The 13,401-nt window shown below is 71.6% G+C and carries 11 protein-coding genes; 6 read left to right on the top strand and 5 right to left on the bottom strand.

The window, feature by feature from the left end; translation table 11 throughout:
• From hpt to folE, 3 genes are all read left to right on the top strand, one after another.
• Window positions 1-1,611 (top strand): hypoxanthine phosphoribosyltransferase (gene hpt / locus AC5LSR_RS05175; RefSeq protein ID WP_493468211.1); only part of this gene is annotated, 1,611 nt, incomplete at its 5' end.
• A gap of 272 nt (window positions 1,612-1,883) precedes the next feature.
• Window positions 1,884-4,067, top strand: a complete 2,184-nt coding sequence (gene ftsH, locus AC5LSR_RS05170; protein ID WP_250284929.1) for an ATP-dependent zinc metalloprotease FtsH — start codon at window positions 1,884-1,886, stop codon at window positions 4,065-4,067.
• Window positions 4,068-4,180: 113 nt separating this feature from the next.
• A complete protein-coding gene (gene folE / locus AC5LSR_RS05165; protein WP_445548231.1) occupies window positions 4,181-4,825 on the top strand; it encodes a GTP cyclohydrolase I FolE in 645 nt (214 codons plus the stop codon).
• A gap of 129 nt (window positions 4,826-4,954) precedes the next feature.
• Here the strand turns inward: folE and hisG are convergent, their stop codons facing one another.
• Window positions 4,955-5,800, bottom strand: coding sequence for an ATP phosphoribosyltransferase (hisG, locus tag AC5LSR_RS05160; protein WP_250284933.1), 846 nt, complete (start codon window positions 5,798-5,800; stop codon window positions 4,955-4,957).
• Window positions 5,801-5,851: 51 nt separating this feature from the next.
• Window positions 5,852-6,115 (bottom strand): phosphoribosyl-ATP diphosphatase, encoded by a 264-nt coding sequence (locus tag AC5LSR_RS05155; RefSeq protein ID WP_250284928.1) that lies wholly within the window; start codon window positions 6,113-6,115, stop codon window positions 5,852-5,854.
• Between the two features lie 293 nt (window positions 6,116-6,408).
• Here AC5LSR_RS05155 and AC5LSR_RS05150 point away from each other — a divergent pair, with 293 nt between their 5' ends.
• The 3 genes from AC5LSR_RS05150 (at window position 6,409) to AC5LSR_RS05140 (ending at window position 10,435) form a co-directional block, all read left to right on the top strand.
• Window positions 6,409-7,203 carry an HAD family hydrolase gene (locus tag AC5LSR_RS05150; protein WP_250284926.1) on the top strand — a complete coding sequence of 265 codons (795 nt, stop codon included), beginning with the start codon at window positions 6,409-6,411 and terminating at the stop codon, window positions 7,201-7,203.
• Between the two features lie 206 nt (window positions 7,204-7,409).
• Entirely contained in the window at window positions 7,410-8,978 is a 1,569-nt protein-coding gene (locus AC5LSR_RS05145) for a TldD/PmbA family protein (RefSeq protein ID WP_250284924.1), read from the top strand.
• Window positions 8,975-10,435, top strand: coding sequence for a metallopeptidase TldD-related protein (locus AC5LSR_RS05140; protein WP_250284922.1), 1,461 nt, complete (start codon window positions 8,975-8,977; stop codon window positions 10,433-10,435). The genes AC5LSR_RS05145 and AC5LSR_RS05140 overlap by 4 nt, the downstream gene beginning before the upstream one ends.
• Before the next feature lie 332 nt (window positions 10,436-10,767).
• Here the strand turns inward: AC5LSR_RS05140 and AC5LSR_RS05135 are convergent, their stop codons facing one another.
• The 3 genes from AC5LSR_RS05135 to AC5LSR_RS05125 form a co-directional block, all read right to left on the bottom strand.
• Window positions 10,768-11,337 (bottom strand): bacterial proteasome activator family protein, encoded by a 570-nt coding sequence (locus AC5LSR_RS05135; RefSeq protein ID WP_250284921.1) that lies wholly within the window; start codon window positions 11,335-11,337, stop codon window positions 10,768-10,770.
• Window positions 11,338-11,520: 183 nt separating this feature from the next.
• A complete protein-coding gene (locus AC5LSR_RS05130; RefSeq protein WP_250284920.1) occupies window positions 11,521-12,543 on the bottom strand; it encodes an NAD(P)H-quinone oxidoreductase in 1,023 nt (340 codons plus the stop codon).
• A gap of 443 nt (window positions 12,544-12,986) precedes the next feature.
• Window positions 12,987-13,401 (bottom strand): hypothetical protein (locus AC5LSR_RS05125; protein WP_493468210.1); only part of this gene is annotated, 415 nt, incomplete at its 5' end.

Raw genomic sequence — 13,401 nt, 5'->3', positions numbered from 1 at the left:
GGGCTGCTCACCGTCGACCACGGCTGGTACGAGGGTTCCGCGGCACAGGCGGCCACGGTGGCCGCGCGCGGCCGGGCGCTCGGGTTCGACCCCGTGGAGGTGCTGCCGGCGCACTCCCCGCGCTCGGAGGGCGCCGCCCGGCAGGCCCGCCGGTCCGCCCTGCTCGACGCGGCGGGGCGGCTGGGGGCGAGCGCGCTGCTGCTCGGCCACACCCTTGACGACCAGGCCGAGACAGTGCTGTTGCGGCTCGCCCGCGGGTCGGGCACCCGGTCGCTGGCGGGCATGCCCCGCCTGGACGGAGTGATCAGGCGTCCGCTGCTGGATGTCCGCGGGTCGGCGACGCGCGACGCGTGCCTCGCCGAGGGGCTGACACCGTGGGACGACCCGACCAACGCCGACGAGGCGTTCGCCCGGGCCCGGGTCCGGCACCGGGCGCTGCCCGTCCTGGAGGAGACCATCGGGCCGGGCATCGCCGAGGCGCTCGCGCGCACCGCGGACCTGCTACGGGCCGACACCGGCGCGCTCGACGCCGACGCGGCGCTGGCCTACGAGCGTCTGACGCTGCCCCAGCCCCCCCACCAGCTGCGCGGTCATGACCGGGACGCGGCCGGGCCGCCCGCTCGGGTCGACCTGGACCTCGCCGGGCTCGCCGGGCTCAGCGAGGCGCTGCGTACCCGGGTGCTGCGCCGGGCTGCCCTGGCCGTGGGAAGCGCGCCGACCGGCCTGCGGGCCGATCATGTCCGGGCCATGGACGATCTGGTGACCAGATGGCGTGGGCAGAAGCCCGTCCCGTTGCCGTCCGGTGTTGTCGCCGTCCGCGCGGATGGCAGGATCTCGGTGTTCCAGACCACCGGACCGCGGACCGCGGGCCGGGAGGAGACCTCCCCACAGCCCGCGGCCCGCGGGTCCGGGAGCCAGTCCAGCACCCACGCGCGGGACGCCCTGGCCGGCCGGCCGCGCGGACACTCCAGGGAGACTCAGGTGGCCGCTGCGCACACGATGCCCGACGAGATCGGCTTCGGCAGGCCCGGATCAGGAACGGATCTTTCCCCGCGGACCGGCCAGCACCCCGACATCGCCGAGGTGCTGGTCACCCCCGGTGACATCGCCGCCAGGATCGGGGAGCTCGCCGCCCGGGTCGACGCCGACTACGCCGGCCGCGAGGTGCTGCTCCTCGGCGTCCTCAAGGGCGCGGTGATGGTGATGGCCGACCTCTCCCGGGCCCTGACCATACCGGTGACCATGGAGTTCATGGCTGTCTCGTCGTACGGCTCGGCCACCTCGTCCTCGGGTGTGGTGCGCATCCTCAAGGATCTGGACCGCTCGATCGAGGGGCGGGACGTGCTGGTGGTCGAGGACATCATCGACTCCGGCCTGACCCTGTCGTGGCTGCTGCGCAATCTGCGCTCGCGGGGGCCGGCGTCCCTGGAGGTGTTCACGCTGTTGCGCAAACCGGAGGCGCTGGCGGCCGACATCGACGTCCGGTACGTCGGCTTCGACATCCCGAGCGCCTTCGTCGTCGGCTACGGCCTGGACTACGCTGAGCACTACCGTACGCTACCCTACGTAGGGACGCTGCATGCGGACGCGATCGCGCGTGGCGCCCGGTAGGCCCCGTCCGCCCTGGCGCGGGCGATGGCGATGGCACGGACCGTGCCGATGATCTCGCGAGCGACGGATCCGGCGGGCCGGTGGCGGCGGGTCACGCTACGAACCGCCCATTCGGGGCAGCGCGGCGGAACAGTACGCATCAGTTGCCCGTTGCTCGGATGTACGCGCGGTAAGGCGCGCGTACCGGCGGTACCCTCGGCACAAGGGAATCCCGAACGAGGGCGGCACACACGTCAGGAGGGTGGAGCGCGCGTGTCCAGCGCTCCAGGCAGATGACTCCAAGAAGAATCTTCCGCGGCTGGGTGCCTCTGCTGCTCCTGGCCGTACTCGTGATCGTTCTCGCGACCAATGTGCTGTCTGGCTCAGGCGAGTACACCAAACGTGACCTGAACTTCATTCAGCAGCAGATCACCGATGGGCAGGTCAAGGGCGCCACCATCCAGGACTCGAAGCAGCGCATCGAGATCACGACGAAGGTCGGTGACAAGAAGTACGAGTCGTCGTACGTCACCGACCAGGCCGTGAAGCTCGCCGACGACCTGCGGGCGCAGCGCGTCCCCTACGAGGTCAAGGTCGAGCAGGGCAACATCATCGTGTCGCTGCTGCTCAACCTGCTGCCGGTGCTGCTGGTGGTGTTCCTGCTGTTCTTCTTCATGAACCAGATGCAGGGCGGCGGCAACCGGGTCATGAACTTCGGCAAGTCCAAGGCCAAGCTGGTCAGCAAGGACACGCCGAAGACGACCTTCGCTGACGTGGCCGGCGCCGACGAGGCCATCGAGGAGCTCCAGGAGATCAAGGAGTTCCTGGAGAACCCCGGCAAGTTCCAGGCCATGGGGGCCAAGATTCCCAAGGGCGTGCTGCTCTACGGGCCGCCCGGCACCGGCAAGACACTGCTGGCCCGCGCGGTCGCCGGCGAGGCCGGCGTGCCGTTCTACTCGATCTCCGGCTCGGACTTCGTGGAGATGTTCGTCGGTGTCGGCGCGAGCCGCGTCCGGGACCTGTTCGAACAGGCCAAGACCAACGCTCCGGCGATCATCTTCGTGGACGAGATCGACGCGGTGGGCCGCCACCGCGGGGCCGGCCTCGGCGGCGGCCACGACGAGCGCGAGCAGACCCTCAACCAGCTCCTGGTCGAGATGGACGGGTTCGATGTCAAGGGCGGTGTGATCCTCATCGCCGCGACGAACCGGCCCGACATCCTCGACCCCGCGCTGCTGCGCCCGGGCCGCTTCGACCGGCAGATCGTCGTCGACCGGCCCGACCTGCTCGGCCGTGAGGCGATCCTGAAGGTGCACGCCAAGGGCAAGCCGATCGAGCCGGACGTCGACATGCTGGTCATCGCGCGCCGGACCCCCGGGTTCACCGGCGCCGACCTGGCGAACGTGCTCAACGAGGCCGCGCTGCTCACCGCCCGGTCGGATCACAAGTTCATCTCCTCGGACCTGCTGGAGGAGTCGATCGACCGGGTGATGGCCGGCCCGGAACGCAAGAACCGGGTGATGAGCGACAAGGAGAAGAAGCGGATCGCCTACCACGAGGGCGGGCACGCGCTGGTCGGGCACGCGCTGCCGAACAGCGACCCCGTCCATAAGATCACGATCCTGCCTCGCGGGCGGGCCCTGGGCTACACCATGCAGCTCCCCCAGGAGGACCGCTATCTGCGCACCCGGTCGGAGATGCTGGACGACCTCGCGGTGTGCCTGGGCGGGCGGACCGCCGAGGAACTCGTGTTCCACGAGCCGACGACGGGCGCCAGCGACGACATCGACAAGGCCACGAAGATCGCCCGATCCATGGTCACCCAGTTCGGGATGAGCGACAAGCTCGGCGCGGTCCGGTTCGGTGGCGAGAGCAGCGAGGTCTTCCTCGGCCGTGACATGGGCCACCAGCGCGACTACTCCGAGGAGCTCGCCGCGGAGATCGACGCCGAGGTCCGCCAGCTGATCGAGTCGGCGCACGACGAGGCCTGGGAGATCCTCGTCCGCTACCGGGACGTCCTGGACAACCTCGTCCTGCGTCTCATGGACGTCGAGACGCTCGGCAAGGACGATGTCCTGGAGATCTTCGCGACCGTGGAGAAGCGGCCCAGCCGCGGCTCCTACACCGGCGTCGGCAAGCGCCTGCCGTCCGACCGGCCACCGGTGATGACCCCGGCCGAGCTGGCCCTGCACAAGTCCGGCGACGTCAGCGACCTCGTCGCCGGCAGCGGTGCCGGCGCTGGCGCCGGGCAGCACGGCCGGACGAACGGAGCCGGCCGCGGCGGCAACGGTAACGGTTCGGGCACCCCTGGTGGGAATGGATCCACAACCACCCCGGTTGGCCCTGCTGACTCCTCGGCACCCGGGGAGGAGGACACCCGGGCGGGCTCCTCGACGCCGTCGTCGCCCATCCCGCGGATCTCGGATCCGTGGGCGCCCCCGAGCCTGCCGAACGACGACGACAGGGGACGCCGTTGACGACCGATTCCGGCCTCGCACCTCCCAGCGGGCACACCTCCCTCTCCACGGCATCCGCGAGCGCCGTGGACACGGTGGACACGGTGGACACGGTGGACACGGTCACGCAGAGCGTGAACGCCGGTACGGCCCTCGCCGCGGACGTCGCCGCCCAGCGGCGGGGGCCGGATCTCGGCCCGCAGGCCGTCCGGCCGTTCGACCACGAGCGGGTCGCGCGCGCCGTCCGGGAGCTGCTGATCGGTATCGGTGAGGACCCGGACAGGGAGGGGCTGCGCAAGACCCCGGAACGGGTCGCCCGCGCCTACCAGGAGGCGGTCGAAGGCCTCGGACGGGACCCCTCCGAGGTGCTGACCACCGTTTTCGACGAAGGCCACGAAGAGATGGTGCTGGTCCGCGACATCGACTTCACGTCGCTGTGCGAGCACCATCTGGTCGCGTTCGCCGGCAAGGCGCATGTGGCCTACATCCCGAACGAAAGCGGCCAGATCACCGGGCTGTCCAAGCTCGCCCGGCTCGTGGACCTGTACTCGCGACGCCCCCAGGTGCAGGAACGGCTGACGACCCAGATCGCCGACGCGCTGGAACAGGCGCTCTCCCCCAGGGGGGTCATGGTCGTGGTCGAGGCCGAGCATCTGTGCATGTCCATGCGCGGGGTCCGCAAGCCGGGCGCCCGCACGATGACGTCGGCGGTGCGCGGCCAGTTCCTGAGCACCGCGACCCGCAACGAGGGTATGTCGCTCATCCTCAGCCGCCGCTGACCTCCCGCGGCGGCGCCGGACGCCTGGGCGCCTGTGCCTGACAGGACCGTGCCCGACGGGGCCCGTGTCTGATGGATGACCAGCCGTGCGGACGGCGCCCATCAGACACGGCCCACAGCCAGATGCGGCCTACAGCCGGCAGGCCTGGATGGACGAGACGATGATGCCCCGGGCGCCGATCTCCCACAGGTCGTCCATCACGCGGTTGAGCTCCGTGTGCGGCACCATGGCGCGCACCGCGACCCAGCCCTCACGCTGCAACGGGGATATGGTCGGCGACTCGTAACCAGGGGTTATCTCGCAGGCCTTCTCCAGCACGGAGTTCGGGACGTCGTAGTCCATGATGACGTAGCGTCGAGCGACCAGCACGCCCTGGATGCGGCGCAGCAGCCGTTCGTGCGCCGTGGTGAGCTCCAGCCCCTTCTTCACCACGACCACGGCCTCCGAGGACAGCACCGGCTCGCCCAGCAGCGTCAGCCCATGGGCACGCAGTGTGCGCCCGGTCTCCACCACGTCCGCGACGGCGTCGGCGACCCCGAGCCGGATGGCGGTCTCCACCGCGCCGTCCAGCCGGACGATCTGGGCGTCGACGCCGCGCCGGGCCAGGTCGGCGGCAACCAGCCCGGGGAAGGAGGTGGCGATCCGGGTGCCGGCCAGCGCCTCGACATCGGTCACGCTGCCTTCCGGCACGGCGTAGCGGAAGGTCGAGAACCCGAAACCCAGCGGCAGCAGCTCGTCGGCGGCGACCCCACTGTCGATCAGCAGGTCGCGGCCGGTGATGCCGATGTCCAGCCGGCCGGCCCCGACATAGACGGCGATGTCACGCGGCCGGAGGAAGAAGAACTCGATGTCGTTCTCGACGTCGGTGACGACCAGCTCCGCCGATTCGCGACGCGCCTGATAGCCCGCGTCGACGAGCAACTGGCTGGACGCGGTCGCCAGCGCCCCCTTGTTGGGCACCGCGAGTCGCAGCATCATCGCCCCCGTGTCACAGTCCGGCGCCAAATGCGCACCGAAGGGCCGTCATCACAGCCTGGAGTATACGTCGTGCGGTGTCAGACCTGCGGAAATCATCACCAGCTGGCTCCAGTACAGCAGCTGCGACAGCTCCTCCGCAACCCGCTCCGGCCCCTCGTGCTCCGCCGCCATCCAGGTTTCCGCGGCTTCTTCGAGGAGCTTCTTCCCGATGTGGTGAATCCCTTTGTCCAGCGCGTCCACGCTGCCGGATCCGGGCGTTCGTTCACGCCATTTTCCAGCCAGCTCAAGATATAGTTCGTCAAACGTTTTCATCGCTTCCCGGGCACCTTCCTTCCCACGGCCTTCCCACGCCTTACCACCAGTCGCAAGAGTGATCGTTCTGGACGCTGGAAGGGCTGTCCGCCGCCTGGAGCCCGCTCCGGCCGGCGACCCAGGGACCTCGGCCTCCCGGACCACGCGCATGCTAACGCAGCACCCTACGGCCCCGCGGGACACCCGGCCGCAGCATGATCACGCCCCCTTCGGCCCCACAGCCCCGAAACCCGGCCTCGGCAGGATGGAGGGCAGCCGGCGCAGCCCGCGTGGATGAGGTTTACTGAACGACTGTGTTCTGCCCAGCGCTCGTCGCCACCGACCTCGACGGGACGCTGATCCGCACCGACGGCACGGTCTCACGACGTACCCGCGCCGCGCTGGAGCGGGTCAGGAGCGCCGGGTCCATCATCGTCTTCGTCACCGGGCGCCCGACCCGGGTCATGGCCGACATCGTGGCCCAGACCGGCACGTCGGGCTTGGCCGTCTGCGCGAACGGCGCGCTCGTCTACGACCTGGACAACCGCGCCGCCCTCAGCCACCACGTCCTGGAGGCCGCCACCGCGCTCCGCCTGGCCACCGAGATCAGGGCGATCGTGCCGGACGCCGCCTTCGCCGTGGAAAGCGGTACCCACTTCGGCCGGGAGCCGGCCTTCACCACGATGTGGCCCGACCCGCACGAGGCCGTCGGGCACATCGCCGCACTGCTCACGGCCCTGCCCGTGACGAAACTGCTGGTCCGGCGCGCGCTGTCCGCGGGCGGCTTCGCCGACGTCCACAGCGCCATCGTGGCCGCCGCCGGATCGACGGCCGTGGTCACCACGTCCAGCTACGATCTTGTGGAGATCGCCGGGGCGGGTGTGTCCAAGGGCGTCGCCCTGGCGGAGATCGCGGCCGGGTACGGCGTGTCCGCGCGGCGCACGATCGCCTTCGGGGACATGCCGAACGACCTGCCGATGTTCGCCTGGGCCGGCCACGCCGTCGCGGTCGCCAACGCCCACCCGGACGTCCTCGCCGCCGCCGACGAGGTCACCGGCTCCAACGACGCCGACGGCGTCGCCCACGTCCTCGAACGCCTCTTCCGCTGACCACCTCGCCTCCGCCGGCCGCGCCGTCCCGGCCACGCTGCCTCCCACCGGCCGCGTCGTCCCGGCTGCGTCGTCCCGGCCATGGCGCCATGCCGCCGTGGCGGCGGGCGGCGTCGAGGGCCGCCCCGGCGGACAGATCCTTTCGCCGGGAGCGAGGATGGATCCATGCCACATCTGTCACCAGCACATGCACCGGCGGTGCTCCCGTGAGCGGCGCCGCGGGGGTGGGGGCCGCCGGCGCCCCGGCCCACGAGATCGATGCCGAGTTCCTCGCGCTGCCCCGGGCCGCCCTCGCCGACGCCGCCCTGCAGACCGCCCGCGACCTGGGCGCCACCCACGCCGACATCCGCGTCGAACGGCTGCGCAACGCGTCGCTGTCCTTCCGGGACGCCGGCCTGGAAAGCCGTGCCGACGGCCAGTCGGTCGGCTTCGCCGTCCGGGTCGTGCACAACGGCACCTGGGGGTTCGCCGCCGGTGTCGACCTCACCGTGGACGAGGCCGTCCGGGTGGCCCGGGAGGCGGTCGAGATCGCGCGGGTGGCGCGCCCGCTGAACAGCGAACCGGTGGAGCTGGCCGACGAGCCGGTGCACGCGGACGCGACCTGGGTGTCGGCCTACACGGTCGACCCGTTCGCCGTCGAGACGACCGAGAAGATCGAGCGGGTCGGGGGGCTGTGCCGCGCACTGCTGGCCGCCCAGGACGTCGACCACGTCGACGGCCGGCTCGGCCAGGTACTGGAGAACAAGTTCTACGCCGACCTCGCCGGGACGAGCACCACCCAGCAGCGCGTCCGGGTGATCTGCCAGCTTGAGGCGACCCGGGTCGACCGCGCCGCCGGCGGCTTCGAGACCATGCGCACGATCGCGCCGCCGGCCGGCCGCGGCTGGGAGTGGCTGGTCTCCGGCCCCGCCGCGGGCTGCTGGGACTGGGACGCCGAGATCGAGCTGATCCCGTCCCTGCTCGCCGAGAAGGCCAAGGCGTCCTCGGTCGAGCCGGGCCGTTACGACCTGGTGATCGACCCGTCGAACCTGTGGCTGACGATCCACGAGTCGATCGGGCACGCCACCGAGCTCGACCGGGCGCTGGGCTACGAGGCCGCCTACGCCGGGACATCCTTCGCCACCCTCGACAGGATCGGCACGCTGCGCTACGGTTCCCCCGCCATGCACGTCACCGGGGACCGCACGGCCCCTCACGGCCTGGCGACCATCGGCTACGACGACGAGGGCGTCCAGGCCGGGCAGTGGGACATCGTCCGCGGCGGCACCCTGGTCGGCTACCAGCTCGACCGCCGGATGGCCGCGCAGAACGCCGCCGCCCTGGGCACCGGGCGGTCCAACGGCTGCGCGTTCGCGGACTCCCCCGGGCACGTGCCGATCCAGCGGATGGCGAACGTCTCGCTGCGGCCCGCGCCGGGCGGGCCGTCCACCGAGGAACTGATCTCCCGGGTGGACCGGGGGATCTACGTCGTCGGCGACAGGAGCTGGTCGATCGACATGCAGCGGTACAACTTCCAGTTCACCGGCCAGCGGTTCTACGAGATCCGCGACGGCCGGATCGTCGGGCAGCTGCGCGACGTCGCCTACCAGGCGACCACCACCGACTTCTGGGGCTCGCTCGAGGCCGTCGGCGGCGAGGCGACCTACGTTCTCGGTGGGGCGTTCAACTGCGGCAAGGGCCAGCCCGGGCAGGTCGCGGCGGTCAGCCACGGCTGCCCCTCGGCGCTGTTCCGGAACGTCAACATCCTCAACACCCAGCGGGAGGCAGGCCGGTGACCACACAGTCCCACGAGATCGTCGAACGGGCCCTGGAGTCGTCGCGAGCCGACGGGTGCGTGGTGATCGCCGGCGAGTCGAGCACGGTGAACCTGCGCTGGGCGAACAACACCCTGACAACCAACGGCGCGGCCCGCGACCGGTCCGTCACCGTGATCAGCGTGGTGGGCCAGGCGTTCGGCGTCCGCTCGGCCAGTAACGTCACCGACAGTGAGGATCTGGAGAAGCTGCTGCGCCTGTCCGAGGCGGACGCCCGGGAGGCCGAGGACGCCGACGACTACGCCGGCCTGCTCGGCCCGGGCGCCGGCGTCGGCGTGCCGCACTCCCCGGGCGAGACCGCGGTGGCCGCCGCCGAGGCCGTCGCGGAGGCCACCTTCACCGACCCCGCGCAGCGCACCAGCACGGGCGTGTTCACCGGGTTCGCGCGGGAGCTCGGCGAGGCGTTCGCCGCGGCGCGGGCGGACGGGCAGCGCCTGTTCGGTTTCGCCGAGCACGGGCTGACCACCACCTGGCTGGGCACCTCCGCGGGCCTGCGGCTGCGGCACAGCCAGCCGACCGGGTCGGTGGAGTGGAACGCCAAGAGCACCACCCCGGCCGGCTCGGTGTGGCACGGCCAGTCCACCCACGACTTCACCGACGTCTCCGTGCCCGCCACCCACGCGCTGCTCCGCGAGCGCCTGGCCTGGAGCGCCCGCTCGGTGGAGCTGCCCGCGGGCCGCTACGAGACGCTGCTGCCGCCGTCGGCCGTCGCCGACCTGCTGACCTACACCTACTGGTCGGCCGCCGGCCGGGACGCCGCCGAGGGACGCACCGTGTTCAGCCGGGCCGGCGGCAGCACCCGGATCGGCGAGACCCTGGGCCCGGCCGGGCTGCACCTGTTCAGCGACCCGCTGGACCCGGAGCTGCCGGCGACCCCGTTCGTGATCGCCGGGGCGTCGTCGGCGACGTCGAGCGTGTTCGACAACGGGCTGCCGCTGCGGCGCACCGACTGGATCGTGGATGGCAGGCTGGCCACGCTGATCCACACCCGCGCCTCGGCACGTGACGCCACCGCCCGCGGCGACGGGAACGGCGGCAAGGTGGCGGCGGCCCCGTTCATCGACAACCTGACCCTCGACGGCGGCGGGACGGCGTCCCTCGACGAGCTGATCGCGAACACCTCGCGGGGGCTGCTGCTGACCTGCCTGTGGTACATCCGCGAGGTCGACCCGCAGCTCCTCCTGCTCACCGGCCTCACCCGCGACGGCGTCTACCTGGTGGAGGACGGCGAGGTCGTCGGGGCGGTCAACAACTTCCGGTTCAACGAGAGCCCGGTGGACCTGCTGGGCCGGCTCACCGAGGTCGGGGCGACGGTACGGACGCTTCCCCGCGAGTGGGGGGACTGGTTCACCCTCGCCCGGATGCCGGCCCTGCGCGTCCCGGACTTCAACATGAGCTCGGTCAGCCCGGCGAGCTGACGCCCGCGCGTCTGGGGCGCCGGTCAGGTAACACGGCCCGTCCCAGACGGTCAAAAATGCATGACCGGATGCTGACACGTCATGAAAGTGAGGGAACAGGCGGCCGCCCCGACAGCCGTTCCCGCCCTCACTTTCATGCACAGCACAGGATGTATGCGTATGACTGCCTGTGACCGGTGTTCCAGGGTTTCTGTTCCCGCCGTTCTGACGTGGCGCCCGCGTGGCGCCGCACACCGCCGTGCGGCCCGTGCCGGCCACCCCACGCCGCCGGAGCCGGCGGCGCGCAGGCCGCCCACGAGTTCATCAGAGTTCATCAGAGGCCCACGAACTCATCAGAGGTAGGCGCCGCGGCCGAACTGCTCCCCCTGCTGGGGGGCACTGGGCAGGGCCCGCCGGCGCATCTCCTCCAGCTGGGCCCGGGCGGCCATCTGCTGGGCGAGCAGCGCCGTCTGGATGCCGTGGAAGAGGCCTTCCAGCCACCCGACGAGCTGCGCCTGAGCGATCCGCAGCTCGGCGTCGCTGGGGGTCTGGGAGTCGTTGAAGGGGAGCGTGAGCCGGCCGAGCTCCTCGGCCAGCTCCGGGGCGAGCCCGTCGAAGAGCTCGGTGATCGCGTTACGGTGGATCTCCCGGAGACGCACCCTGCTCGCCTCGTCCAGCGGTGCCGCCCGTACCTCCTCCAGCAACTGCTTGATCATCGAGCCGATCCGCATCACCTTGTCCGGCTGGGGAACCATCTCCATGAGCGCGCTCGCGTGATCATTGTCGTCTTCGGCCGTGGGCGACGCGGCCGGGTCACCACCGGTCTGGGCGGCCACGACCCGCGAGCGGGCGGTCACGATGCCCTCGTCCAGCGTTCCGTCCGGTCCGACGACCACGACCCGTGGGTCCGGTTGATCTGCCATACACCCATCCTGCCTGGTCGGTCCGACAGGTATGCGGCCAGGACGGAAACGAGTCCGCGACTGGGCACCGTCAGCAACGGACGACCACCCACATCACTATCCGCCGCCAGCTCCGCTTCCCGCGGCCAGCGGGTCACGGTCAGCGCGTTACGGGAGGCCCACGGCTACCGGAGGCCCACGAGGCTACGGGGCGTCCACGGCGAGCAGGACCTTGCCCACATGGCCGAACTCCTCGACGCGCCGGTGCGCGTCGGCGACCTTCTCGATCGGCAGCACCTGGTCGATCACCGGACGGATCGCCCCGGCCTCGACCGCCGGCCAGACCCGCTCGCGGACGTCCGCCACGATCGCGGCCTTCTGCTCGTCCGGCCGGGCCCGCAGGGACAGCGCGTGGACGCTCCCCCGCTTGGCCAGCAGCGCCGCCAGGTTCAGCTCGCCCTTGCGCCCGCCCTGCAACCCGATGACGACGATGCGCCCCTCGACGGCCAGCGCCTCGACGTTGCGTGCCAGGTAGGACCCGCCCATGTTGTCGAGGATCACGTCCGCGCCCCGGCCGCCGGTGGCCTCCCGCACCCGGTCGACGAAGTCCTCGTCCCGGTAGGAGATGGCGAGATCGGCCCCGAGCTCGCGGACGCGCGCCAGCTTCGCCGGGCTGCCCGCGGTGGTCGCGATCGTCGCCGACGGCCGCAGCGCCCGCACCGCCTGGATCGCGAACGTCCCGATCCCGGACGCCCCGCCGTGCACCAGGAACACCTCGCCGTCGCGCAGACCGGCCACCCCGAACACCGTCGAGCAGACCGTGGCCGCGACCTCGGGCAGCCCGGCGGCCTCGAGCAGCGAGACACCAGCCGGCACCGGGAGCACGTGGCCGGCGGGGACGTTGACCCTCGTCGCGTACCCGCCGCCGGCGAGCAGGGCGCAGACCTCGTCCCCCGGCTGCCACCCGGCCACCCCGGCGCCGACCGCGGCGACCCGGCCGGAGCACTCCAGCCCCAGCACGGCGGACGCGCCCGGCGGCGGTGGGTAGAAGCCCTGGCGTTGCAGCAGGTCGGCGCGGTTGACCGCGGAGGCGACCACGTCGATGGCGATCTCACCCGGGCCAGGCGGGGCGAGGTCGTCCACCTCCGCCCAGGACATGACCTCGGGAGCACCGAAAGACGCCACCGTCACCGCGCGCACCAGCCCACCGTATCCGCGCTCGCCCACCCGCGCACGGCACATCCGCCGTCCACGCCATGGGGCGGCCCCGCCACCCGGCGTGGACGGCCGCGCACCGCGCCCACCCGCATCCACGATCATCAACCGGCCGCCGGCGCAGGCGTCCCTCGACGGGAAGGCGACCCACCGAAACCCGGCGGTTTCCCGGACCAGGCCGGGAGCCGCCCGGGAACCACCGGCCCCGGCAACATGGTCATACCCGGATCGCGGAACCCCGCTGAGGAAATCCGGACGGCTCACGGTGGCCCGCCGTTCCACGAGCTCCCGGCACGTCCGATACGGACGGGACGGCGTCACGCACCGGACCATCCGGGACCGGAATCACGAGCCGGCCAATGGCTCGGAAGAATTCCTCCGGCCGGGGGCCGGTCGTGGACGATCCGCCATCGAGCGTTCACGGCGGCGGAAATCGTCATGCGGGAGATCGGAAACTAACCCGAGACCAGCCGCAGTACGGCGGACCCGTCGGAAGACCGTCCGGCCAGCTGGATCGAAACCGCCCCGGGTTCCGGAACCGGCGGCCCCTGCACCTTGCCGGGAGCACAGAATCCGCCGCGGGAGCCACCGCCGCGGAGCAGCGTGAAAGTGGTGCCGCAGGTGCTTCTGAGAGTGCCGGACGCCCGCCCGCCGCCCGCCAGGCTCAGCGCGAAGTCGAGCCCGTCGGGGCCTATCTTGGTCACGGAAAGAACGTCGGGACCCACCGCGATGTCGACCGGCCCGTACACGGACACCTCGCAGGTGCCGTCCGCACAGGCTTCAAACCGTGCGCCGTCGACCGCGGCCAACGGCACAGGCTGCGAAATGGCTCTGGCCGCGGCCGGAATGGCTAAAGGAACGATGACGGAC

It is taken from the genome of Protofrankia sp. CiP1_Cm_nod4 (genome assembly GCF_982290645.1).
Note: the sequence above shows the minus strand (reverse complement) of the source record. Positions and strands in the feature narration are given on the sequence as shown.